This is a genomic window from Paractinoplanes rishiriensis (genome assembly GCF_016862375.1).
Classification (GTDB): Bacteria; Actinomycetota; Actinomycetes; order Mycobacteriales; family Micromonosporaceae; genus Actinoplanes; species Actinoplanes rishiriensis.
In genome coordinates this window covers 93,612-116,157 of record NZ_BOMV01000054.1, presented here as the reverse complement: position 1 = coordinate 116,157, position 22,546 = coordinate 93,612, and the positions used below count along the sequence as shown (strand labels likewise).

At 72.5% G+C, this 22,546-nt stretch carries 24 protein-coding genes; 13 read left to right on the top strand and 11 right to left on the bottom strand.

Features of this window, described 5'->3' with window-relative positions:
- The first annotated feature begins 44 nt into the window (after positions 1 to 44).
- Positions 45 to 827 carry an Rv1486c family protein gene (locus tag Ari01nite_RS22690; protein WP_203783639.1) on the top strand — a complete coding sequence of 261 codons (783 nt, stop codon included), beginning with the start codon at positions 45 to 47 and terminating at the stop codon, positions 825 to 827.
- A complete protein-coding gene (locus tag Ari01nite_RS22685) occupies positions 827 to 1,324 on the top strand; it encodes an NUDIX domain-containing protein (protein ID WP_203783637.1) in 498 nt (165 codons plus the stop codon). The genes Ari01nite_RS22690 and Ari01nite_RS22685 overlap by 1 nt, the downstream gene beginning before the upstream one ends.
- Here Ari01nite_RS22685 and Ari01nite_RS22680 read toward each other — a convergent pair.
- The gene (locus Ari01nite_RS22680; protein ID WP_203783635.1) at positions 1,312 to 2,025 is read right to left on the bottom strand and encodes an L-type lectin-domain containing protein; all 714 of its coding nucleotides are present in this window, start codon (positions 2,023 to 2,025) and stop codon (positions 1,312 to 1,314) included. The genes Ari01nite_RS22685 and Ari01nite_RS22680 overlap by 13 nt on opposite strands.
- 209 nt (positions 2,026 to 2,234) lie before the next feature.
- Between Ari01nite_RS22680 and Ari01nite_RS22675 the strand changes: the two genes are divergently transcribed.
- Genes Ari01nite_RS22675 through Ari01nite_RS22650 form a run of 6 tightly spaced genes read left to right on the top strand, consistent with a single transcriptional unit; the run spans position 2,235 to position 9,095 of the window.
- Positions 2,235 to 2,762 (top strand): glycosyltransferase family 2 protein, encoded by a 528-nt coding sequence (locus tag Ari01nite_RS22675; RefSeq protein WP_203783633.1) that lies wholly within the window; start codon positions 2,235 to 2,237, stop codon positions 2,760 to 2,762.
- Positions 2,759 to 4,222 carry a glycosyltransferase family 4 protein gene (locus Ari01nite_RS22670; RefSeq protein WP_203783631.1) on the top strand — a complete coding sequence of 488 codons (1,464 nt, stop codon included), beginning with the start codon at positions 2,759 to 2,761 and terminating at the stop codon, positions 4,220 to 4,222. Before Ari01nite_RS22675 ends, Ari01nite_RS22670 begins: the two co-directional genes overlap by 4 nt.
- Positions 4,219 to 4,953 carry an SGNH/GDSL hydrolase family protein gene (locus Ari01nite_RS22665; protein WP_203783629.1) on the top strand — a complete coding sequence of 245 codons (735 nt, stop codon included), beginning with the start codon at positions 4,219 to 4,221 and terminating at the stop codon, positions 4,951 to 4,953. The genes Ari01nite_RS22670 and Ari01nite_RS22665 overlap by 4 nt, the downstream gene beginning before the upstream one ends.
- Entirely contained in the window at positions 4,862 to 6,571 is a 1,710-nt protein-coding gene (locus Ari01nite_RS22660; protein ID WP_203783628.1) for an ArnT family glycosyltransferase, read from the top strand. The genes Ari01nite_RS22665 and Ari01nite_RS22660 overlap by 92 nt, the downstream gene beginning before the upstream one ends.
- Entirely contained in the window at positions 6,568 to 7,950 is a 1,383-nt protein-coding gene (locus tag Ari01nite_RS22655) for a lipopolysaccharide biosynthesis protein (protein WP_203783623.1), read from the top strand. The genes Ari01nite_RS22660 and Ari01nite_RS22655 overlap by 4 nt, the downstream gene beginning before the upstream one ends.
- Positions 7,947 to 9,095, top strand: a complete 1,149-nt coding sequence (locus Ari01nite_RS22650; protein WP_275410863.1) for a glycosyltransferase family 4 protein — start codon at positions 7,947 to 7,949, stop codon at positions 9,093 to 9,095. The genes Ari01nite_RS22655 and Ari01nite_RS22650 overlap by 4 nt, the downstream gene beginning before the upstream one ends.
- Here the strand turns inward: Ari01nite_RS22650 and Ari01nite_RS22645 are convergent.
- The 3 genes from Ari01nite_RS22645 to Ari01nite_RS22635 all read right to left on the bottom strand — a co-directional run bounded on the left by Ari01nite_RS22645 (position 9,044) and on the right by Ari01nite_RS22635 (position 11,291).
- Positions 9,044 to 10,147, bottom strand: coding sequence for a beta-galactosidase (locus Ari01nite_RS22645; RefSeq protein WP_203783621.1), 1,104 nt, complete (start codon positions 10,145 to 10,147; stop codon positions 9,044 to 9,046). The genes Ari01nite_RS22650 and Ari01nite_RS22645 overlap by 52 nt on opposite strands.
- A gap of 76 nt (positions 10,148 to 10,223) precedes the next feature.
- Positions 10,224 to 10,622 carry an NUDIX hydrolase gene (locus Ari01nite_RS22640; RefSeq protein WP_203783685.1) on the bottom strand — a complete coding sequence of 133 codons (399 nt, stop codon included), beginning with the start codon at positions 10,620 to 10,622 and terminating at the stop codon, positions 10,224 to 10,226.
- A 15-nt stretch (positions 10,623 to 10,637) separates the two neighbouring features.
- Positions 10,638 to 11,291, bottom strand: a complete 654-nt coding sequence (locus Ari01nite_RS22635; RefSeq protein WP_239162924.1) for a L,D-transpeptidase — start codon at positions 11,289 to 11,291, stop codon at positions 10,638 to 10,640.
- 667 nt (positions 11,292 to 11,958) lie between these two features.
- On the opposite strand from Ari01nite_RS22635, the gene Ari01nite_RS22630 reads away from it, so the two are divergent.
- Entirely contained in the window at positions 11,959 to 12,108 is a 150-nt protein-coding gene (locus Ari01nite_RS22630) for a hypothetical protein (protein WP_203783617.1), read from the top strand.
- Positions 12,109 to 12,362: 254 nt separating this feature from the next.
- Here Ari01nite_RS22630 and Ari01nite_RS22625 read toward each other — a convergent pair whose 3' ends face one another.
- The 4 genes from Ari01nite_RS22625 to fabG form a co-directional block, all read right to left on the bottom strand.
- A complete protein-coding gene (locus Ari01nite_RS22625; RefSeq protein ID WP_438872219.1) occupies positions 12,363 to 13,244 on the bottom strand; it encodes an HAD-IIA family hydrolase in 882 nt (293 codons plus the stop codon).
- Positions 13,181 to 14,215, bottom strand: a complete 1,035-nt coding sequence (locus Ari01nite_RS22620) for a ferrochelatase (RefSeq protein WP_203783614.1) — start codon at positions 14,213 to 14,215, stop codon at positions 13,181 to 13,183. The genes Ari01nite_RS22625 and Ari01nite_RS22620 overlap by 64 nt, the downstream gene beginning before the upstream one ends.
- A gap of 20 nt (positions 14,216 to 14,235) precedes the next feature.
- On the bottom strand, positions 14,236 to 15,003 hold the full coding sequence (gene fabI / locus Ari01nite_RS22615; protein WP_203783610.1) for an enoyl-ACP reductase FabI: 768 nt from the start codon (positions 15,001 to 15,003) through the stop codon (positions 14,236 to 14,238).
- Positions 15,004 to 15,070: 67 nt separating this feature from the next.
- A complete protein-coding gene (gene fabG, locus Ari01nite_RS22610; protein WP_203783608.1) occupies positions 15,071 to 15,775 on the bottom strand; it encodes a 3-oxoacyl-ACP reductase FabG in 705 nt (234 codons plus the stop codon).
- Positions 15,776 to 15,860: 85 nt separating this feature from the next.
- On the opposite strand from fabG, the gene Ari01nite_RS22605 reads away from it, so the two are divergent.
- The 3 genes from Ari01nite_RS22605 (at position 15,861) to Ari01nite_RS22595 (ending at position 18,667) form a co-directional block, all read left to right on the top strand.
- The gene (locus tag Ari01nite_RS22605; RefSeq protein WP_239162923.1) at positions 15,861 to 17,072 is read left to right on the top strand and encodes a sensor histidine kinase; all 1,212 of its coding nucleotides are present in this window, start codon (positions 15,861 to 15,863) and stop codon (positions 17,070 to 17,072) included.
- Positions 17,069 to 17,713 (top strand): response regulator, encoded by a 645-nt coding sequence (locus Ari01nite_RS22600; RefSeq protein ID WP_203783606.1) that lies wholly within the window; start codon positions 17,069 to 17,071, stop codon positions 17,711 to 17,713. Before Ari01nite_RS22605 ends, Ari01nite_RS22600 begins: the two co-directional genes overlap by 4 nt.
- A 63-nt stretch (positions 17,714 to 17,776) precedes the next feature.
- On the top strand, positions 17,777 to 18,667 hold the full coding sequence (locus tag Ari01nite_RS22595; protein WP_203783599.1) for an alpha/beta hydrolase: 891 nt from the start codon (positions 17,777 to 17,779) through the stop codon (positions 18,665 to 18,667).
- A 364-nt stretch (positions 18,668 to 19,031) separates the two neighbouring features.
- On the opposite strand, the gene Ari01nite_RS22590 is transcribed toward Ari01nite_RS22595, so the two are convergent.
- From Ari01nite_RS22590 to Ari01nite_RS22580, 3 genes are read right to left on the bottom strand one after another with little or no spacing between them, the layout of a single operon-like run.
- On the bottom strand, positions 19,032 to 19,982 hold the full coding sequence (locus Ari01nite_RS22590) for a 26S proteasome regulatory subunit RPN10 (RefSeq protein WP_203783597.1): 951 nt from the start codon (positions 19,980 to 19,982) through the stop codon (positions 19,032 to 19,034).
- Positions 19,979 to 20,962, bottom strand: coding sequence for a DUF58 domain-containing protein (locus Ari01nite_RS22585; protein WP_203783595.1), 984 nt, complete (start codon positions 20,960 to 20,962; stop codon positions 19,979 to 19,981). The genes Ari01nite_RS22590 and Ari01nite_RS22585 overlap by 4 nt, the downstream gene beginning before the upstream one ends.
- On the bottom strand, positions 20,944 to 22,044 hold the full coding sequence (locus tag Ari01nite_RS22580) for an AAA family ATPase (RefSeq protein WP_203783593.1): 1,101 nt from the start codon (positions 22,042 to 22,044) through the stop codon (positions 20,944 to 20,946). Before Ari01nite_RS22580 ends, Ari01nite_RS22585 begins: the two co-directional genes overlap by 19 nt.
- Positions 22,045 to 22,331: 287 nt before the next feature.
- Here Ari01nite_RS22580 and Ari01nite_RS22575 point away from each other — a divergent pair, with 287 nt between their 5' ends.
- On the top strand, positions 22,332 to 22,538 hold the full coding sequence (locus Ari01nite_RS22575; RefSeq protein ID WP_203783591.1) for a hypothetical protein: 207 nt from the start codon (positions 22,332 to 22,334) through the stop codon (positions 22,536 to 22,538).
- The last annotated feature ends 8 nt before the right edge of the window (positions 22,539 to 22,546 follow it).

Genomic DNA, 22,546 nt, shown 5'->3' with positions numbered 1-22,546 from the left:
TCCGGCCGAGACAACCTTCCCGCTGGGCACGTACCCTTGCTCGCATGTCCCCCGCAGCAGATGCGGCCACCCGCACCGCGCGGCGCTCCACCCGGTTCGTGACCTGGGTCCGCGCCTGGCGCGCCGGGCTCGTGCCCTTCGACGAGCTGGCCGGCGAGATCGCCGGCGACGAGGAACACCTCGTCGCCGACGCGCCCGGCACGTGGACCGACGTGCCGCTGCCGCAGGGCCTGCCCATCTTTGCCAAGGTGCACCCCGACGACATCCGCCTGGTGCTGCCCGCGCCCGGCGACCCGCGCGGGCTGCCCGGGCCCGGCGAGCTGACCGGTGCCGCCCTGCTGGCCGGCGAGGCGGTGATGACTCCCACGTTCGGCGTGGTCCCGCAGGTGCGGCGGCACACGTCCGGTTCGGGGGTGGAATTCGAGACCGTGCTGTGGCGGTTCTTCCCGGTCGACGAATACCGCCCGGTGTTCCAGATCGGCGCGGCCGAGGCCGAGACCGAGCTGGCCACGGCGCTCGGCGAGGCCACCGACCAGCTCACCAAGCTCGACGTGGCGCAGTGGAAACCGGAGCTGGCCGGCGCGTTGCAGGCGCTGCGCCGCCCGGAGAGCACGGCCACCCTGCCGGCCGGGTTCGACCCGCGGGCCCGGCGGCTGTTCGCCCGGGCCAGCGTGCTCGACCAGGTGCTCGCCCTGGCCGAGACCAACGCACCGGGCGGCGCCGTCAACGGCTATGAGGCACAGCAGCGCGACGCGGCGTTGCGCCCGTTGACCACGGCGTGCCGCCAGGCATTGGTGGCAGCCTGCAACAGCCCGCTGTGCCCCTGATGGCCGATCGGCACGCCCACTGCACGTTCTGCGGCGCGCGGTTCGTCCCCGGTCAGCCGTGGCCCCGCCGGTGCGCGGCCTGCGGCGAGACCAGCTACCAGAATCCGACCCCGGTCGGCGTCGCGGTGCAGCCGATCGGCGCCGGGCTGCTGGTGGTGCGCCGCAGCATCCCGCCGGCCCGCGACCGGCTCGCGCTGCCCGGCGGCTTCATCGACGTGGGCGAGACCTGGCAGGCCGCGGTGGTCCGGGAACTCTATGAGGAGACCGGGTTGCGGATGGACGCCGCGGGCGTGCGCCACTATGAGACGGTCAGCGCTCCGGATGGGACGCTGCTGGTCTTCGGCCTGCTGCCGCCGCTGCCGGACGCGTCCGCGATGCCGCCGTCGGCCCCGAACATCGAATCGTTCGGCTGGCACGTCCTGGACGAACCCATCGAGCTGGGCTTCAGCCTGCACACCGCGGTGGCCCGGCGGTATTTCGAGGATCAGCCCGCCTGAGCCAGCCGCCAGCTGACGATGTCCTGAGTGGACACCGACCGGCCGGTGGCCGCGGTGAAGCCCACGTGCGCGCGCCCGGTGCCGAGCGTCTCGGCGAGGTCGACCTCGCGGGTCAGCACGTGCGTCCACGGCTCGCCGGCCCGGCGCAGCGCGACGGTGAGCCGCTTCGCCTCCGGCGCGTACTCGATGCGGACGTGCAGGCGCCCGCCGAAGATCGGAACGGGTGCCGCGGCCGAGGCCCGGTGCGCCCCGGCCAGGCCGCCGGTGACCACCGCGACGTGATTGCCGTCGATCTCGCCGCGGTTGCGGTAGGTGTCGAACTCGACCGCCACGCTGCGGGTCATGCCGCCGTAGCCGAGGCTGCCGCCCAGCCCGCCGATGGCCCGGCTGCCGTCGGTCTGCACCACGAACGCGAACCCGTCCGCGTGCACCGCCGGCCCGCTGGTCCGCACGTCGAACGTGGTGTCGAAGGCCACTCCCGGGTCGACCGTGGTGGCCGACCAGGCCGCTCCGGCCTGGTTGCGCTGGCCGCTGGTGAGCCGCAGCACGCCGCCGGTCACCGCCGCGGTGCCGTTCAGCACGAGACCGGACGCGTCGGCGAATGTCTCGTGCGTGATCGTCGTGCTCGCGGCGGCCGGTGAGCTCACGGCCAGGGTCGCGAGGGTGGTCGCCGCCACCGCAATCCACGCATTCTGCCGCACGATGCCGCCTTCCGGAGCCGATTTGTCGGACGTTCGAAGTATGGGTCGGTGGGTACCCCTTAAGTGTTGATTTCTGATGTTTTCACCCCCGCACTTCTTCCAGAATGAGGGGCGAGACAACCGACAGCGAACGGCGGGGCACGGGGGAGATGCAGGCGCACTCGGTCGATCTCGAATTCATCCTTCCGGTATGCAACCGGGAAGGCGACGTGGTTCCGGCACTCCGGAATGTGGTCGCCTGCCTGCGGCACCTGGCGGTGCCGGCGGCCATCGCGGTGGTCGACTGCGGGTCCAGCGACCGCACCCTGGAACGGGTCGACGGCCTGGCCGCCGAGTCGCCGGTCCCGGTGCGGACCGTCGGTTGCTCGCGGCCCGGCTGGCACGCGGCCGCCCTGCGCGGCATCACCAGCACGGCGGCGCGCTGGGTGGCGCTCGGCGAGCCGGACGACCTCGGCAGCACCGACACGGCCGGGTTCGACCACGCGGTCCGCATGCTCGCCGCGGGCGACCGGCACGTGGTCTGCCTGGGGTCGCGGGGCCGCCGGTCCACCGTCCTCGAGGTGTCGGCCGCCGCGACCATCGTCCGGGAACAGGCGCCGGACGGCCCGGGGTTCGTCCCCGACCTGCCGGACAGCGTCTGGCATGCCGGGCTGCGGATCGCCGCGGTCGGCCGGGTGGCCGGTCCGGCCCGGGCCGATCTGGAGACGACCGCCGTGGTGGAGCGGGTGGCGGTGTGAGGTCGCGGCGCTACCGGGCCGAACCCGGCGACCACCTGGTCTGGCTCAACTACAAGGACATCGGGCATCCGCTGCGCGGCGGCGCCGAGGAGTACATGCACCAGATCGCGGCCCGGCTGGTGGACCAGGGCCAGCGGGTCACCATCATCACCGCACGCAGCCGGGGGGCCGCTCGGGTCGAGACCGTACGCGGGGCCACCGTGCGCCGGATGGGCGGCACCTGGACGGTCTACCTGCTGGCACTGATCTGGCTGTTCCGCAACCGGCACCGGATCGACGGCATCGTCGACACCTGCAACGGGATCCCGTTCTTCTCCCCGGTCGCGGTCGGGCCGCACGTGCCGGTCCTGGTCCTCATCCACCACGTGCACCAGGTGATGTTCGGCCAGCACTTCCGGTTCCCGCTGGCCCAGCTGGGCCGGTGGATCGAGCGGGTCGGCAACCGCTGCGTGTACGGCGACCGCACCATCGCCGTGGTGTCGCCGTCGTCGCGCACCGAGGTCCGGCACGTGCTGGGGCTGACCGGACCGGTGTTCGTGGCCGCGAACGGCCAGCAGCGGCTGGCCGCGCCCGGCGCCACCCGCAGCCCCGAGCCGCGCATCGTCTGCGTCGGCCGGCTCGCCCCGCACAAGCGCTGGGACCTGCTGATCCGGGTGCTCCCCCGGGTCGTCGAGCTGGTGCCGTCGGTGACCGTGGAGCTGATCGGCGACGGGCCGTGCATGGATGAGCTGCGCCGGCTGGTCCGCGACCTCGGCCTGGGCGAACGCGTCCGGCTGCCCGGCCGCCTGCCGGACGCCGAGCGCAACCGCCGGCTTGCCTCGGCCTGGGTGACCGTGTGCACGTCGCAGGTGGAGGGCTGGGGCCTGGCGGTGACCGAGGCGATGAGCCTGGGCGTGCCGGCCGTGGTGCTGGCCGCGCCCGGCCTGCGCGATGCGGTGCGCGACCGGGCTACCGGCTGGGTGGTCGACCGCGCGCAGCACCTGGCCGGCCGGCTCACCTCGGCGCTGATCGAGCTGGAGGACCCGGCGGTCGCAACCGCGTACGCCCGCCGGTGCCGCGCCTGGGCCGGCCGCTTCACCTGGGAGGCGGCCGCCGACCGGATGGCCGGGCTGCTGGCCAACGAGGACGCCCGGCGCACCGCCGCGGACCGGCGGGCGACCTGCGACCTGTCGACCGTGGTGGAACTGCCGGTGCGCGCGGCGGCCCGGGTCGACTACGCCCGGCTGCGCACGGTCGACCAGGTCGACTGGGACGAGCCGGACAGCCGCGACCCCAAGGTACGGCTGCTGCTGGCCGGCTACGACGAGGAGGACGCCACCGCGCTGATGCGCCGGTGCGGCGTCGACACCGCGGACGTCCGGGCCTGGATCGCACGGCCGGCCGACCTGCTCGGCTGGCGGCGCACCGCCGGTCCGCGTTCCCGCGAGCTGAGCGACTGGTTCGCCCGGAGAGCGTCGTGACGGTGCGGGTGGCGATCGTCGGGTCCAGCCATTCGGCCGGGCTCGGCGTGCACGGCCGGTCGTTCGCGGTGCGCGCGGCCGAGTTGCTGGGCGCCGTGCAGACCCTGCAGCTGTCCCGGTCGGCGCAGGTGGTCGACCAGGTCGGCGCGGACACCATCGAGCGGATCGCCGAGTTCCGGCCCGGCGTCGTGCTGCTGTCGTTCGGCGCGGCCGAGGGGCACGTGCACCCGAGCCGGGTGTTGCAGGCCGTGCTGGACCGGTTCGCCCCGGCCGGCTGGCGCGGACCGGACGGCGTCGAGCCCCGGCCGTACTTCTCCCGGCGGCCCGCCCGGCGCCTGCACCAGCGTCTCGTCTCCACGGCGAAGGTGCTGGTCAAGCGGGTGCTGATCGGGGTCACCGGCGGTTTTCACCGGCTCGGCGCCGCGGATTTCGAGGCGGGCCTGCGCGACCTGCTGAACCGGCTCGGACCGGTGCCCAAGGTGCTGGTCGGCCTCTGGCCCGTCGACGAGCGCATGTTTCCCCGTTCCAACACCGTGCTGCGGCGCCACGACGACATCCTGCGCGCGGTGGCGGCCGAACGGGACGACGCCGTCTATGTGGCCACCGCGGGGTCGGTCCGGTGCTGGGAGGACTTCCTCGATGACCACGCTCACCTCAACGAAGCCGGCCACGAGCGGGTCGCCGCCCTCGTCGCCGCCGCCGGACAGGCCCGCCTCCGGACGCGTACCTGATCGGACGTATTTGATCTTCGGCGGAGCCGGTCTGCTCGCGGCGCTCGCCTATCTGGTGAATCTGCGCCACGCGGTGGACTTCGACCTGGACGAGGTCATGTATGCGGTGGCCGCCCAGAACGTGGCCCGGCACGGCTCGATCTCCTGGTCGGCCGAGCCGACCGCGGTGCATCCGCCGCTGCATTTCCTGCTGCTGGGCGGGTGGTCAATTCTGACGGGTACGGCCGAGGCGCCGGTCCTCGACGCGGTCTTCGCGGCCCGGGTGCTGGGCGCACTGGTCAGCGTCGCGACCGTGCTGATGTCGGGCCTGCTGTCCCGGCTGTACCGGCGCAGCGACCTGGTGCTCGGCGCGGTGCTGGGCCTGGTCGTGGTGGACGGGTTCCTGCTGCGGTTCGGGCGGACCGCGCTGATCGAACCGACCGCGGTGCTGACCGGCCTGGTGGTGGTCTATCTCGGGTTGCGGCTGCGCTGGGCGCCCGGATCCCGCTACGTGCCGCTGGTGGGTGCGGTGTCCGGGATCGCGCTGCTGGTCAAGGAGCCGCTGCTGTTCACCGTGCTGGTGCCGGTGCTGGCCGCGGCCCTCGAGCAGGACTGGCAGTTCCTCCGCCGGGCCGCCGCCGCGGTGCTGGTCGGGTTCGGGGTGTGGGCGGTCTTTCCGCTGTGGGCGGTGCTCGGCGGCGCGGGCGGCTGGTGGCTGGCCGAGCACCGCACGAACCTCGACCGCCTGGCCGGGTTTTTGCAGCTCAGCGGCATGAACCGGCCGGGCGTCTCGAGCACCGGCATCTTGGGGAGCACCTTCGCCACGTACCTGAGCGGGTATTTGATCTTTGTCTTCGGGGTGGCCGGCCTGCTACGGCTGCTGTGGACCTCCGGGGTGCTGCGCCGGCGGGCGGCCCGGTCGCGCCCCGCGTCGTTGCTGGCCTTTGCCGTGCTGAGTTTCGGCTTCCTCGGCTACTGCGTGCTGTTCGGCCAGGCGAACGAGCAGCTGACGGCCTACTCGGCGGTCCCGGCCGTGCTGATCGGGGTGCTCGGCTGGCACACTCCCCCGCGGGTCGTGATCGCCGCGTTGTTACTGACCGGAGTGGTGGCCTGGTGCTTGAACGTGCCGCTGGCCCGCGACGACGCCACGCTCCGGATGGGCACACACCTCACCAACAGTGCCGCCTGCGAACCGGTCAACGCAACGGGTGACGCCTGGCGGTGGATCCCGGTGCTGCCGCGCAACCGCGTCGAGTCGCAACCCGACGGCCCGGCCGCGCTCGCCTCCGGCACCCACCTCTTCCTGTTGTCCCGCAAGGACAGTGCGATGCGGTACGGGGTGAGCTCGCCCGAACTGGACACCTGGGTGCGCGGGCACGGCGTGCGGATCCGGGAGTTCCCGAGCCGGCGCTACCAGACGATCGAGCTGTGGTCGGCGCCCGGCCCGGTGCCGGCGCGCACCGCACCCTGCGGAAATCCGGCGGCGGTTGTTGCACCGAATGCGTCGGCCGGCCTCTTCCTGGGGTTGCTGGGGGGAGCGCTGGCCCTGGTCGCGGTGGGCGGCATCGCAGCCGGCGGCGCTCCGAGCCGCCGAAGCGTGCTCAGCCAGATCCGCACGGGCATGGGACGGCCGCGGTGACCGCCGTGCTCGCCCCGGCGCCGGCGCGTGCGGGCTGGCTCCTGGTCGCCACCACCACGGCCGGGATCGTCAACTACGCCTACGCCGTCGTGCTCACCCACGGCCTCGACCCCGCGCAATACGCCACCTTCGCCGCCGGGCAGGCGCTGATCGTGGTGGCCGGCGCGGTCTGCGGTGCCGGCATCCCCTGGGTGGTGGCCCGCGAGCTGGCCCGCAACCCCGGCGACCACGAGCGGCACGCCGTCGTCGTCACCTTTGGTATGTGGGCCGGGCTGCTGGTCGGGGCGGTCCTCGCGCTCCTGCTGGCCGGCGCCGAACTCGTCCTCGGCACCGCCCGCGAAGCCGCCGTCGTGGGGCTGGCCTGCGTGCTGCTGGCGGCCGGTTCGACGGTGCTCGGCTATCTGCAGGGCCGGGGCCGGATGGCGGCCATCGCCGGGCTGCTCACCGCGGAGACCCTCGTCAAGTTCGGGGTGGGCGCGGCGCTCGTGTTCGGCACGTCGCTGGGCGCCGCCGGGGCGCTGCTCGGTTTCGTGGCCGGCGGGCTGGTGCTGCTGCTGCCGCTGCCGGCCGTGCGCCACCTGCTGCGCCGCCCGGTGTGGCGCGCGGACGAGTCGGCGCTGTGGCGGGCCGCGGTGCACCAGACCCGGCTCAAGGTGACCGTCGCGGTGGCCGGCGCCGGCGACACGGTGCTGGTGGCGCTGCTCGGGCTCGGTGGCCGCGGCGGCGGGCCCTACCAGGCGGCGTCCGCGCTGGGCCGGGTTCCGATGTTCGCCTCGAATGCCATCTGCACGGCCGCCTTCCCGCACCTCGCCCGCGATCCGGCAGCCGCGCACCGGGCCGCGGCGCTGCGCTCGTACCTGCTCATCGGTCTGCTCATGGCCGGCGCCCTGGGCACCCTGCCGGATCAGATCCGGGCTCTGCTGTTCCCGGCGAGCTTCGACGACGTGGGCCGCTGGCTGCCCTGGACCGCGATGCTCGGCCTGGCCATCGGCGCGCTCAATCTGGGCGTCACCTTCCTGCAGGCCGCGGATCCGAGCGGGCGGTCGGCGGGCGCACTGGCCGGGATCACGCTGGCCTACCTCGCGGTGGTGGCGGCGACCGGTGCGGCCTTCGCGGTCGGCGGCCTGGCGGCCGGCGCCGCGGCTGGTGGGTTGCTGTCGGTGGGTGCGCTCACGCTTTTTCCAGCCGTACGCGGGGGCGCCGCGCACCTGCTCCGCTCCTGGAGAACCCGCCGTGAACTGGCCGGGGTCCTGCTCGCCGTCCTGGCCCTGGCCCTGACCGAGCACGTGGTGCTGTGGCTGCTGATCGCGGCGGCGGCCGGCTTCGTGGTGGTGCGCGCCGCGTTCCCCGACCTGCTACCGAGCCGGCGGCCCTCATGACGTTGCGCATCGGGATTGACGGGCGGGTGCTCGACGACCGGTATCACGGCATCGGGCGGGTGGCCTTCGAGCTCGCCACCGCCATGGCCGACATGCCCGGCGTCGAGCTGGTGATCTTCACGGGAACGCGGCGGTCGCGGCGGTTCGACCTGGAGGCGCTGCGGCGGCGGCCCGGGGTGTCGGTCTGCCCCACCCGGATGCGGCCGGTCGACCTGTGTCAGCTGTGGCGGTGGCGGTCGCAGCTGCGGCGGCACCCGGTGGACGTGATGTTCTTCCCGTACCACCTCGGTGCCTCGCCGATCGCCGGGACTCCGCGGGTTTCGCTGCTGCACGACTGCATCTTCGAAACCGACCCGCGGTTCGTGCCGTCGCGGCGGATGTATCTGGCCTACCGGGCGATGACCGCCGCGGTGGCCTGGACCTCGACCGTGCTGACCGTGAGCCGGGCGTCGGCGCGGGAGGTCGAGCGGTTCTATCACCGGCGAGTTTCCGCGGCGCAGGTCATCGGGAACGGGGTCGACCAGGGGCTGCAGTGCACGCCGGGGGACGCCGGGCGGCTGCGGGCGGAGTTCGGGCTGGAACCCGGGTATGTGCTGCACGTCGGGGCGCAGCGGCCGCACAAGAACGTGCCGGTGCTGGTCGAGGCCGTGGCCAGGGTGCCGGGCTGCCGGCTGGTGCTGGTCGGGTCGCCGGACGAGCGGTTCCCGGACGAGGTGGGGCCGGCGATCGCGCGGTGCGGAGTCGGCGACCGGGTCCGGCGGCTGCCGTTCGTGCCGGAGGACCTGCTCGGAGCGGTGTACTCGCAGGCCAGTCTGCTCGCGTACCCCTCCCTGGTTGAAGGTTTTGGCCTGCCGATGCTGGAGGCCATGGTGACCGGGACGCCGGTGCTGGCCAGCGACGTGCCGGTGCTGCGCGAGGTGGGCGGGGACGCGGCGGTCTACGCACCGCCCACCGACCCGGGCCGGTGGGCAGCCGCTCTGCAACGACTGCGCACCGACCACGAGTTGCGGGATCGCCTGGTCGTGAACGGCACCGCGCGGGCGGCCGAGTTCACCTGGGCCGCGGTGGCCCGGCGACTGGTCCGGGCCTGCGCCTACGCGGCGGCGGCCGCCACCACGTCCGAGGCCGCCAGGCGTACCACATAAACCGCGTCCAGGCCGCCCTCCTGCGCCTGCCGGTAGACCGACGGCAGCTGCGACGGCAGGCAGACGTGGCTGATCTCGCCCATCGTGGCGAGGCCCCTGGCCCGGGCCAGCCCGGACAGGTAGTTCACCGTGTCGGCGTTCTCGGCCCAGGTGCCGTAGACCACGACGTTGCGGTCGCGCAGACCGTTGATCTGCCGCCTCGCGTCGTAGCCGCGCTGCACCTCGCCGTTGATCTCCGCGCTGGACGTGCCGCCCAGGTCGGTCGCGACCGCCCGCTCGAAGTCCCCGGCCCGCATGCCCCAGGACGGGTAGAGCATCGCGACCCGCCCCGGGTAGCCGGCCGTGCGCAGCGCCTGGACCTGCCAGTTCTGGTAACCGGTCAGCGAGTTCAGGTACCAGCTCAGAAACTTGCCGGCCTGCCCGTTCGGGCTCGGCCGGCCGGGACGCCACGCCGGCACCGGGTTCTTGGCGCGGGCGTTGACGTCGAACGCGAAGTACAGGTTGCGCAGCCGCCCGGTCGCCGGGTCGAGGCGGAACGGGTAGGTCAGCTCGCCCCAGTGCCCGCCGCCGGCCCGCACGATCGAAAAGCCGGTGCCCAGCTTGGCGAAGACCTTGGTCAGGTAGCGCACGGCCAGGTAGCGGTACCCGGTGCCGAACACCAGGTTGGGCTCGTCGGTGTCCAGGTAGGCCTCGCCGTGCTGGTCGACGTAGCGGGCGCCGGGCAGCCGCAGCAGCCAGGCCGGTGCGTCCTGCACGCCGGCGTTCAGCGAGATCGTGTAGCCCATCGCGGTGAGGTTCGCGACCCGCGCCGCGATCCGGTCCAGGTACGCCTCGTCGAACCGGCCGCGGACCGGCTCGGCGTACGCCCACTCGAGCTCGACCAGGGCGTCCCCGGCCCGGCCGCCGGCCCGCATGGTCCGCATGTCGTCGTCGGAGTAGTTCCCGATGATCCCGACCACGGGCGCGGCTGTGGTCTCCGCCGCGACGGCAGCGGACGGGGTCAACAGGCTGGCGATGGCGGCGGTCATGGCGGCAACGAGCTTGAGCTTCACACGGAAGTGGTCGGCCCGCGCCCGCTCGGGAATCGCACTCGCAACCGAAGGCTCACGCCGCGCACCCGACCTGCTCCTAGTCGATCAGCCCGGCTCCGACCAGCTCGGCGAGCACCATCTGGATCGCCGGCGCGCAGCGATGACTCTCCGCCGACGTGAACCAGTCGATCTCGGCGATCTCGGCGGCGGGTGCCGGCTCGCCTCCATGGCTTCTGCCGCCCCGGAAGCAGAACAACCGAACCTCGGTGCCCGGCGGCCGGTTGTGCGCCGGCGCCACGATCTCGGTGAACAGCGTGAGCTCACCCGGGTCGAGCGCGATGCCGACCTCCTCGCGCACCTCGCGCGCGGCCGCCTCGGCGTACGACTCCCGCTCCTCGGGTTTTCCGCCGGGCAGGTAGAAGGCGTCGATGTCATCCGGGCGCACGACCAGCACTCGCCGGTCCCGCACGCACACCCACGCCGAGGCGATCACCATGGACACCCGGCGAGCCTAGTCGAGCACCACGACCAGACTTCCCGGGGCGATCTCCCGCAGCAGTTCAGACTGAGCGGCCGGCGGCATCCGGACACAGCCGTTCGAAACACTGCGGCCGAACGCGGACGCGCGATGCCAGGCGTGAATGCCGGTGTGCGCATCCCGCAACCCCGGCGCCACCGATTCGCGATCGTCCGGCACCGCGCCCAGCACCAGGGCGTCCAGCCCCGCGTAGACCGACCCGTGGGTGCCGGTCCGGCCCAGCACGAAGGTCCGGCCGAGCGGCGTCGGGGTGCGCTTGCTGCCGATGGCCACGGTCCAAGCTTTTTGCCGTACGCCGTCACGCAGCCACACCAACTCGTGCGTCCCGCGGCGCACCACCAACTGATCCCGCAGCGGCCGGCTCGTCCACCCGCGCGCCGGCACCCACCCGATCCGCCGGTTCACCGAAGGCAACAGAACCGCCACCCACCCCGGCTGCCGCCCGACGATCGGCACGATGACCGGCACGCCCCGGATGTGCGGCGGCAGGTAGGCACGCGCCGTCCCACCCGGCTTGTCATAGACGGCAAGCCGCCGGCTCGGATGCAGAGCCTCGGTGACCGGCGCGGCAGACGTCGAATCCGGATCAGCCGGAAACCCGCCCGGCGCATACCGATACTTGATCACCGGCAGATCCTTGGGCGGCGCCGCAGCCCGCAACACCACCGTCCTGGGCTTGACCACAGGCGCCGGCACCGACACGGGCGGCGCGGCCAGGGCCGGCGCCGAAGCCGGCGGTACCGCCGGATCAATCACCTCAGCCAGCCCACCGAACAGACAAGAGGCCAGCACCAACACACCCACCGACCGCCCCCGACGGGTGCGAACAAGGCTAAGTCCGCGAGCCATCACCCCAGCCTAGGCCACTTCATACCCCTTTACCCGACATTTCCCCCAAAAGGGGTGGCACCCCCTCATCGGCCACCCACACCTGCATCGACTCCGCTCACCCGCTGCCAGCCGTCGGGCCTGCGCACCGCGTCATCCCGCGCGACAACAGCGCCGCCCCACCCTCACTCACCCACCCCACGTCCAGCTCCGAGGGTGTCCCGGCCGGTGGAATGATCGTCCGCATTCCAGGACGGGCTCACGATGTGGCCAGCGGATCCCGGCGGACCCTTTACCGGAAACGTGACCTCCTCCCCTACGCTGGGGGCAGCGAAAGGAGATGCAGCTTCCACTTCCTCCGTAAGAGGGGGCCGCGGCACCGCCGCGGTGGGACGGCGCATCTGCCTGAGCAGCCCCGATGCTCCGTCGGTCGACCGCACGCCTGGACGATCATCGGGAGCTTCTCGTGACTCACCTCGTCGCCGCCATTCTCGGCATGTTCACCCTCTACACCGGCGTGGCCCTCGCGGTCGCGCTCTTTCACCCGGACGCCGGCAACCGGCGGCACGCCGCCGCGGTTCTGCGGCAGCTGCTCGGATTCTGGCGGCCGCGGTGACCGCCTACCGGAAGATCAGCGCGGCCACCTGCGCCGCGCTCGCCGGGCGTCGCCGCCGCGGGCTGCGGCTCGGCCGGCCCCGCCGCTGCCCGGACGATGTGCTCGCCCGGGTGGTGCGAGCCCGGCGGGCGGGCGCCCTGCTGCGCGAGATCTGCGCCGGCCTGAACGCCGACGGCGTGCCCACCCCAGCGGGCGGGAGTCGCTGGTATCCGTCGCATGTGTCGCGACTGCTGCGCACCCAGGACGCCCGGCGGTCAGATCTCGGCGATCAGGTCGGCTACCGAGTTGACGATGCGGGAGGGGCGGAACGGGTAGCGGTCGCTCTCGGCCCTCGTGCTGATGCCGGTCAGGACCAGGATCGTCTCGAGGCCGGCCTCCAGCCCGCACAGGATGTCGGTGTCCATCCGGTCACCGATCATGGCGGTGCTCTCGCTGTGTGCCTCGATGGTGTTCAGCGCGGAGCGCATCATCATCGGGTTGGGCTTGCCGACGAAGTACGGGTCGACACCGGTGGCCTTGGAGATCATCGCGGCGACCGAGCCGGCGGCGGGGAGGGCGCCCTCGTTGGACGGGCCGGTGGCGTCGGGGTTGGTGCAGATGAACTTGGCGCCGCTGTCGATCAGGCGGATCGCCTTGGTGATCTGTTCGAAGCTGTAGGTGCGGGTCTCGCCGAGCACCACATAGTCCGGGTCGAACTCGGTCAGCACGTAGCCGGCGGCGTGCATCGCGGTGGTCAAACCGGCTTCGCCGATCACGTACGCGGTGCCGCCCGGCCGTTGATCGGCGAGGAACTGCGCGGTCGCCAGCGCCGCGGTCCAGATCGACTGCTCGGGGACGTCGAAACCCATCCGGTTGAGCCGGGCCTGCAGGTCGCGTGGCGTGTAGATGGAGTTGTTGGTCAGGATGAGGAACGGCTTGCCGGATGCCTTCATCCGGTTCACGAAGTCGGGAGCGCCGGGCACCGGCACCCCTTCGTGGACGAGCACCCCGTCCATGTCGGTGAGCCAGCTTTCAATTGCCTTGCGCTGCTGGGGGTTGTGCTGGGGTTTTCCGCCGCGGGGTGGCTCAGCCATCATGCTCCTCGGGGTGCCGGTCGCTGTGGGGGTGGACAGCAGGGCGAGGGGCACTCGTCCCAGACCGGGAGCGTACCCAGCCGGTCCCGGGACCATGCGGCGGTGCGCTCCTCGACCAACTCGCGGACCATCGTGACGAAACGCGGATCGGTGCCCGGAGTCACCGCCCGGGCGTAGCCCAGACCGAGCCCGGCGGCCGTGTCGGCAGCCTCGTTGTCCAGGTCCCAGATCACCTCGAGGTGGTCGGATACGAAGCCGATCGGGCTGACCACCACGTCGGTGACGCCCTTGTCGGCCAGCGCGGTCAGGTGGTCGTTGATGTCCGGCTCGAGCCACGGCACCTGCGGCGGCCCGGAGCGGCTCTGCCACACCAGGTCCCACGGCAGGTCGGCGGCGGCCGCGGCGTGCACCAGGGTGGCCGTCTCGGTCAGTTGTGCCTCGTACCGGCCGCCGTCGGGGCCTGCGGTGGCGGCCATCGACGCCGGGATCGAGTGGGCCGTGAAGACCAGCCGGGTGGTGCCGCGCCGGGCCGGGTCGAGGGTGGTCAGCGCCTGCCGGACCGCGTCGGCGTGCGGCTCGACGAAGCCCGGGTGGTCGTGGAACTGCCGCAGCTTGTCGATCCGCGGCGCACCCGGGCCGACCTTGGCCCGGGCCCGCGCGATGTCCTCCCAGTACTGCTTGCAGGACGAGTAGCCGCCGTAGGCGCTGGTGGCGAAGCCGAGCGCGTGGGTGACGCCGTCGTCGCGCATCTGCGCGACCGCGTCCTCCAGCATGGGGTGCCAGTTCCGGTTTCCCCAGTACGCCGGAAGCGTCACCCCGTGCGCCGCGAACTCGGCCCGGACCGCGGCGAGCAGTTCCCGGCACTGCTGGTTGATCGGCGAGACTCCCCCGAAGTGCAGGTAGTGCTCGGCGACCTCGGCCAGCCGCTCCTCCGGCACCCCGCGCCCGCGCACCACGTTGCGCAGGAACGGCATCACGTCATCGGGCTTCTCGGGTCCGCCGAAGGACAGCAGGACAAACGCGTCGTACGCCACGCTGTCCATCTTGCCCCGGGTCAGGCACCGAGCGCGTGGTAGCCCCCGTCGACGTGCACAACCTCACCCGTGGTGGCCGGGAACCAGTCGGACAGCAGCGCGCACACGGCCCGCGCGGCCGGCTCGGCGTCGGTGAGGTTCCACCCCAGCGGCGCCCGCTCCGACCAGGCCTCCTCGAACTGCTCGAACCCCGGGATCGACCTGGCCGCCATGGTGCGCAGCGGACCGGCCGACACCAGGTTGCTGCGGATGCCCTGCTTGCCGAGGTGCAGCGCGAGGTAGCGGGACGCCGACTCGAGCCCGGCCTTGGCCACGCCCATCCAGTCGTACACCGGCCAGGCCTTGGTGGCGTCGAAGGTGAGGCCCACGATGCCCGAGCCCGGCGTCAGCAGCGGCAGGCAGGCGGTGGCCAGGGACTTGTACGAGTACGTGGAGACCTGCAGCGCCTTGGCCACGTCTTCCCAGCCGGCGTTGAGGAACTCGCCACCGAGGACGCTCTGCGGCCCGAACGCGATCGAGTGGACCACCCCGTCCAGCCCGTCGACGTGCTCGCGCACCTTGCCGGGCAGCGCGTCGAGGTGCGCGGGGTCGGTGACGTCCAGCTCGATGACCGGCGCCTCCTGCGGCAGCCGCTTGGCGATCCGCTCGACCAGCGACAGCCGGCCGAAGCCGGTCAGCACCACCGTGGCGCCGTTCTCCTGAGCCACCTTGGCCACCGAAAACGCGATCGAGGCGTCGGTGATCACGCCGGTGACGAGCAGCCGCTTGCCGGCCAGCAGTCCAGACACGGAATTACACTCCTATATCCGAAAAATCGGTGTTTGTACGTGAAGAGAGGGTGGGCGGCGCGCCGCCTCAGTGGCCCATGCCGAGGCCGCCGTCGACCGGGATCACGGCGCCGTTGATGTAGGCGGCGGCGTCCGAGGCCAGGAAGGCCACCGTGGCCGCCACCTCGTCGGTGGTGGCCAGGCGGCCGGCGGGTACCGCCTTGATGATTTCGGCCTTACGCGCCTCCGGCAGCACCGCGGTCATCTCGGTCTCGATGAAGCCGGGCGCCACCACGTTCGCGGTGATGTTGCGGCTGCCCAGCTCACGGGTAATGCTGCGGGCGATGCCCACCAGGCCGGCCTTGCTCGCGGCGTAGTTCACCTGACCGGGTCCGCCGTAGAGGCCGACCACCGACGAGATGAAGATCATGCGGCCCCACCTGGCGCGGAGCATCTTGGCGCTGGCGCGCTTGGCGCAGCGGAACGCGCCGGCCAGGTTGGTGTCGATCACCCGGTCGAACTGTTCGTCGGTCATCCGCAGCAGCAGCGTGTCGTCGGTGATGCCGGCGTTGGCCACCAGCACCTCGACCGGGCCCAGTTCCTTTTCGACCTCGGTGAACGCGGCGTCCACGGCGGTCGAGTCGGTGATGTCGCACTGCACGCCGAACAGGCCCTCGGGCGCGCCACTGCCCCGGTGGGTGATCGCCACCCGGTCGCCCTGCTTCGCGAACGCCTGCGCGATCGACAGGCCGATCCCCCGGTTGCCTCCGGTCACCAATACCGTGCGAGCCACGACGAACTCCTCATACCCAAGTAGGGGGTGCCGGTTGGCACCTCAGGGTCACGACGGCACGGCAACAGCGCCGTAACCTGCCCGGGTGGAGACTATCGGCCCGGCCACCCGGCGCGAAGCTTTGGGGCAGTTGCGCCGCCTCCTCTGGGACTGGGAGAGGCCACGGCCGCGCTGGCGCCACCGCTTCCGCATCTACGCGCGGCCTTTGGCGCTCATCGCCCTGATCGGCATGGGGCTGGGGGCCGGCACGAATCTCGCCGACACCCGCGAGTTGCCGGACATCGTGGTCGTGCTCATCGCGGCCGGCTCGGTGCTGCCGATCCTGGTTTCGGCGCGCCTGCCAGTCCTGGCCTGGCGCCTCGCGTACCCCATGATGTTTTTGGGGGTGATGAATGCGGCGCCCGAGGAGTCCTGGCCGTGGAACCCGGTGCAGATCTTCGGTTTCCTGTTCGTGCTCGGCCGGCTCGCGGTCACCCAGGACGGCGCGCTCACCGCCTGGGCCACCACGCTGTGCCTCGTCCCGGTGTTCATCTTCGGCAAGGATGCGAACGCCTGGGGCGCCGCCATCCTGCTGGTCGCGATCGCCGCCCTCGGCGACATCCTGTCGCGCCGCCGCCGCACCCGGGAACTGCTCGCCGAGCAGGAGGAACTCACCGAGCTCGAGCGGGCCAAGCGGGCCGTGCTGGAGGAGCGCGCCCGGATCGCCCGCGAGATGCACGACGTGGTCGCCCACCACATGTCGATGATCGCGGTACGCGCCGAGACCGCGCCCTACCGGCTGGCCGACGAGTTGCCCGCGTCCGCCCGCGAGGAACTGGCCATGATCGCCATCGCGGCCCGGGACGCCCTCACCGACATGCGGCGCCTGCTCGGGACGCTGCGGGCCGAGACCGACGAGGCGATGACCGCACCCCAGCCGGGCCTGGCCGATCTGGACGACCTGGTGGCGACCGCGCGGGCGGCCGGCGTGGACGTCACGATGACTCTGGACGGGGTGGCCCGCGTTCCCGAAACCGTCGGCCTGGCCGCGTACCGCATCATGCAGGAAGCGCTCGCCAACGCGGCGCGGCACGCGCCTGGCGGCCCGGTGACCATCGACGGCCGCGGCCTTGCCGACCGGCTCGAACTGGTGGTGCGCAACCGGCGCACCCGATCGGCCGAGACCGGCGCGGGGCACGGCCTGATCGGCATGCGGGAGCGCGCCACGCTGCTCGGCGGCACACTGACCGCGGGGCCGGACCGGTTCGACTTCGTGGTGACGGCGATCCTGCCGTACAACGGGAGAGGCAGCGCATGATCAAGGTGCTGATCGCCGACGACCAGGCGATGGTCCGCCAGGGCTTCGGCGCGCTGCTGGCCGCCCAGCCCGACCTGCTGGTGGTCGGCGACGCGGCGGACGGCGTCGCGGCCGTGCACAAGTCGCGCACGCTGGCGCCGGACGTGGTGCTGATGGACATCCGGATGCCGGTGATGGACGGTCTCGAGGCGACCCGGCGGCTGGCCGGCGGCCCCAAGGTGCTGATCCTGACGACGTTCGACCTGGACGACTACGTCTACGAGGCGCTCCGGGCCGGTGCCAGCGGATTCCTGCTCAAGGACGCGCCGGCCGCCGACCTGATCAACGCGGTCCGGGTGGTGGCGGGCGGCGAGGCCCTGCTGGCGCCGTCGGTGACCCGGCGGCTGATCGCCGAGTTCGCGGCCCGCCCGCAGCGCGACAAGGCACTGCCGGCCGCCCTGAACGCGTTGACCCCGCGCGAGACCGACGTGCTGCGGCTGATCGCCCGCGGCCGGTCCAACCAGGAGATCGCGGCCGAACTGGTGGTCGCCGAGCAGACCGTGAAGACCCACATCGGACGCATCCTGGCCAAGCTCAACCTGCGCGACCGGGCCCAGGCCGTGGTTTTCGCGTACGAGACGGGGCTGGTCATACCCGGGTAGCGGGTCGCGGACCGGTCCACGGGGTGACGACCGGGGTGCCGTCGCGGCCGGACGCTGCGGCCCATGCGAATCCTGCCGATCACGCTCGCCATGTCCCTGCTGTTCCCGGTGCCGGCCGCGACACCCGCGGCGGCGAAGCCGCTGCCCGCGTTCGCCGACGCCTACCGGGAGACCGCGGTGCGGATGCTGGCCACCGGATGCCCGTACGCGGCCTGGGCCGCGCAGGGCCGGCACTTCCTGTTCTTCGACCCGGCCGGCGACGGCCGCGCCGCCGAGGTGTTCGGCGACCTGCGCGCCGCCACCCGGATCGTGGTGCTGGTGCCCGGCGCGGACACCTCGCTGGCCGACTTCGACCGCGGTCTGGGCGGGGTGGCCCGGCGCGCGCCCGGCGTTCAGGGCCGCACCGTCTATCAGCAGCTCAGCAAGCGCTCGGCCGAGGTCGCGGTGATCTCCTGGCTGGGCTACGACACGCCGGACGGCGTCGGGCCGACGGCCGCCACCGAGGGCCGGGCCCGCACCGGCGCCGCGCACCTGGTGGCCTTCGTCCGGGACGTGCTGCGGCAGCGCCCCGGAGCCGCGGTGACCCTGATCGGACACAGCTACGGCGCCGTCGTGGTCGGTATCGCCGCCGCGCACCTGCCCGAGGTGGGTGACGTGATCGCCCTCGGCGCGCCCGGGATGGGCGCGGACCGGGCCGCCGACCTGGGCGGCGCCCGGGTCTGGTCGGCGCTGGCCCCGGCCGACTGGATCCGCCGGGTGCCGCAGGTGCGGCTGCTCGGGCTGGGTCTGGGCCGCCGGCCGTCCACCCCGGCCTTCGGCGCCTCCGCGCTGCCCACCGACGGTGTGGCCGGCCACGATCACTATCTGGTCGAGGGCAGTACCACGCTGCGAGCGGTCACCGACGTCGTCCTGTCGGGTGGTCCTCGACACGCGGTGCCCGCCCACGTTTTTTAATTCGGTCTTAAGGAGTACAGTCCTCGTCGGCCCGTACGCCGGAACGACTTCAGGAGGTGATCGCTGTGCGAGATAGCGATCCTCCTAGTCGTGGCCGGGCCGCTCGTCAGCGCGTCTGACCGCTGACGTCCTTCCCGCCCCGCATCCCCCGGCAGCGCCGTGCCCACGGTGAGGCCGGCCCGGTCGTGTGCGCCGCGACGACGGGATGCGCGGGTGCCGGCCACGACGTGACCCTGCGCGCTTCCCCACCAGTCACTTCGCGGGAGTCGATGTCATGAAGAACTTCGTCGCGCCCCTCAGCTTCACCATCGCCTTTGCCTGGGTGGTCGTCCTCTTCGTGCTGGTAAGCACCCAATAACCACCCTTACGGCATCCGGGACGTCCACAGCAGACTCGCGGCCGCCGCGATCAGGCCGCAGACCAGTGCCGCTCCGGCGTAGTACTGGGTGACCTCGCGCGGCTCGATCCGGAAGCCGATCGAGCTGCCCATGTCCTGGTACACCTGCTTGAGCTCGCCCACCGAGGCGGCCTCGTAGAAGTAGCCCTTGGTCTGCTCGGCCAGCTGCTGCAGCGACAACCGGTCGACCGGCACCCGCTGGAGCTGGCCGCGGATGTCGACCACACCGGTGTCGGTGCCGAACGCGATCGTCGACACCGGCACGTTGGCCTGCCCGGCCGCGGTGGCCGCGTCCTCGACCGACCGGCCGGACGTGCGGTAGCCGTCGGAGAGCAGCACGATCCGGGCCGGCGGCGCACCGTCGGCACCGTCGGCCGGCACCGAGCGGATCGCGTCCAGCGAGGTGAAGACCGCCTCGCCGGTCGCGGTCGCCTCGGCCAGGGTGAGCCCGTCGATGCCGGCGATCACCGCGGACCGGTCCTTGGTCGGCGAGACCAGCACGTTGGCCGATTTCGCGAACGACACCAGGCCCAGGTTGTAGGTCGGCGGCAGCTCGTTGACGAACGCCTTGGCCGCCTCCTGCGCCGCCTCGATCCGGTTCGGCGCCACGTCGTCGGCCTCCATCGACAGCGACACGTCGATGGCCAGCATCACGGTGGCCCGCTCGAGCGGTTCTTCCTTGTCGATCGACGGCCGGGCCATCGCGGTGCCGAGGATGAACAGGCTCAGCAGCAGCGCGGCGGCCGACACGTGCCGGCGCCAGCCCAGGCCCTTGGGCGCGAGCGAGCGCAGCAGGTCGACGTTCGTGAAGCGCATCGCGTAGTTGCGGCGCCGGAACTGCCGCCAGACGTAGACGCCGCCCAGCACCGCCACGGGCAGCAGCGTGAAGAGCCAGGCCGGTTCTAGGAAACGAATCATCGGGTGGTCCCCCGGGTGCGTGCGTGTCGCTGGGCGGCCACGAAGCGGACCACGTCCAGCAACCAGTCGGTGTCGGTGCGCAGGCGCAGGTGGGCGGCGCCGCCCGCCCGCAGGGCACGGGCGATGGCGCCACGCTGCTCGGCCGCCGCTTGAGCGTAGCGGGTGCGCAGCTTGGCATCGGCGGTCTGTACCTCGTGCAGGATGCCGGTCTCGGGGTCGGCCAGTTCGATCACGCCCACGTCCGGCAGCTCCAGCTCGCGCGGATCGACCACCTCGACGGCCAGCACGTCGTGCCGGACGCCCAGCTTGCGCAGCGGGCGGGCCCAGTCGTCGACCGGTGCCATGAAGTCCGAGATGACCACGGCGACGCCCCGGCGGCGAGGCGGCCGGTTGAGCGCGTCGATCAGGGCGCCCAGGTCGGTGCGGCCCGGGCGGATCTGGGTGCGGGCGATCGCGCGCAGCAGACCCTGGGCCTCCTTGCGGCCCGGCCGGGCCGGCATCCGCACCATCGGCTGGGTGAGTGGCTCACCCGCCGTCTTCTTCCGGGATTTGGGGGGTACGCCCGAGCCGGTGCCGACGACCGCGCCGATCCGGTTGCCGCCGCGCACGGTCAGGTGGGCCATCGCGGTGGCGGCCGCGATCACCAGGTCGCGCTTGAGCCAGCGGGCGGTGCCGAAGTCGAGGCTGGCCGACAGGTCGATCGCCAGCCAGGTCTCCAGCTCGCGGTCGGCCACAGTCTGCCGGACGTGCGGCAGGGTGGTGCGGGCGGTCACCGGCCAGTCCATCCGGCGCACGTCGTCGCCGGGGCGGTATTCGCGGGACTCGCCCGCCTCGGTGCCCGGGCCGGGCAGCAGGCCCACGTAGTCGCCCTGGAGCAGCCCGTCGAGCTTGCGGGTGACGAGCAGCTGGAGCCGGCCCAGCACCGCCTCGGCGCGGGCCGCGCCCTCGGTGGCCGACGCGCTCAGTGGTGGCCCGGCCATGCCCCACCCGCTTGCGGAGCGGCGCTCACCGGCTGATTTCCGTTGGCGCCCTGCCGGGACGCCACCGACGGCATCGGGACGCTCTGCATGATGCGGGCCACCACGTGATCGGCCGGGATGTCGTCGGCCAGCGCGTCGTAGCTGAGCACCAGCCGGTGCCGCAGGATGTCCGGGGCGATGTCCTGCAGGTCCTGTGGCAGCGCGTAGTCGCGGCCGCGGAGCAGCGCCAGGGCCCGGGTGGCCCGGACGATGCCGAGCGAGGCGCGCGGGCTGGCGCCGTACTGGATCAGCTGGGCCACGTCGGCCATGCCGTGCTGGGCCGGCGCCCGGGTGGCCAGCACCAGCCGGACCGTGTAGTCGACCAGGGCGTTGTGCACGAACACCTGGTCGGCGCGGCGCTGGAGGCCGAGCAGGTCCTCGGGGGTGAAGACCGGCTTGGGCTCGGGCGCGCTCACGCCCATCCGGTAGACGATCTCGCGTTCCTCGGCGTCGGTCGGGTAGCCGACCAGGATCTTCATGAGGAAGCGGTCGCGCTGCGCCTCGGGCAGGGGGTAGACGCCCTCCTGCTCGATCGGGTTCTGCGTGGCCATCACCAGGAACGGGTTGGGCACCTCGTGCGACTGGCCGCCGATCGACACCTGGTGCTCGGCCATCACCTCGAGCAGGGCCGACTGCACCTTGGCCGGCGCCCGGTTGATCTCGTCGGCCAGCAGGAAGTTGACGAACACCGGGCCCAGTTCGACGTCGAACTTCTCGCTGGACTGGCGGTAGATCCGGGTGCCGACGATGTCGGCGGGCACCAGGTCGGGGGTGAACTGCACCCGGGAGAACGTGCCGCCGACCACCTTGGCCAGGGTCTCCACGGCGAGCGTCTTGGCCACGCCGGGGACGCCCTCGAGCAGGCAGTGCCCGCGGGCCAGCAGCGCCACGAACATGCGCTCGACCATCCGGTCCTGGCCGACGATCACCCGCTTGACCTCGAACATGGCCCGCTCGAGCTGGGTGGCGTCCTGCGCGGGCGGAACCGGCGCACCACCACCAGAGCTGGTCGTATCGGTCTCGGGCGTGAGCGGCTGAGCCACCGGTCCTCCACGGCGTCGGGTCCTGTTCGGCGCGCCGGCTCGGAGTGCCGACGCTCAAGACTTACACGTCCTACCTGAAAACGCGCTTGCAGTGTGCGCATAACTCGCTGCCGCCGGCGGTCACCATGGCCCGGTCGTGTCGATCTTTCTGCGCGATGCGCCGGATCGGGCACCCACGCCGGGTGGATGCGCATCGCCGTGAACCGTGTAACATTCACGGCGTCGCCGGGCGACTTCCCCCGTGGTCGCCCGGCGCTCTAACTTCTCCCGCGCCTACGCTCTTGGGCATGGTTGAGGAACTTTCACCGCAGTGCTCCGCCAAGGGCTGTCGTGCGCCCGCGGTCTGGGCCCTGCGCTGGAACAACCCGAAGCTGCACACTCCCGACTACCGCAAGACCTGGCTCGCGTGTGACGACCACCGCGAATCCCTCGGCGGCTTCCTCGACCTCCGTGGTTTCCTGCGCGAAGTGACGCCCTTCGGTGCGATCTCCTAGGCTTCCTG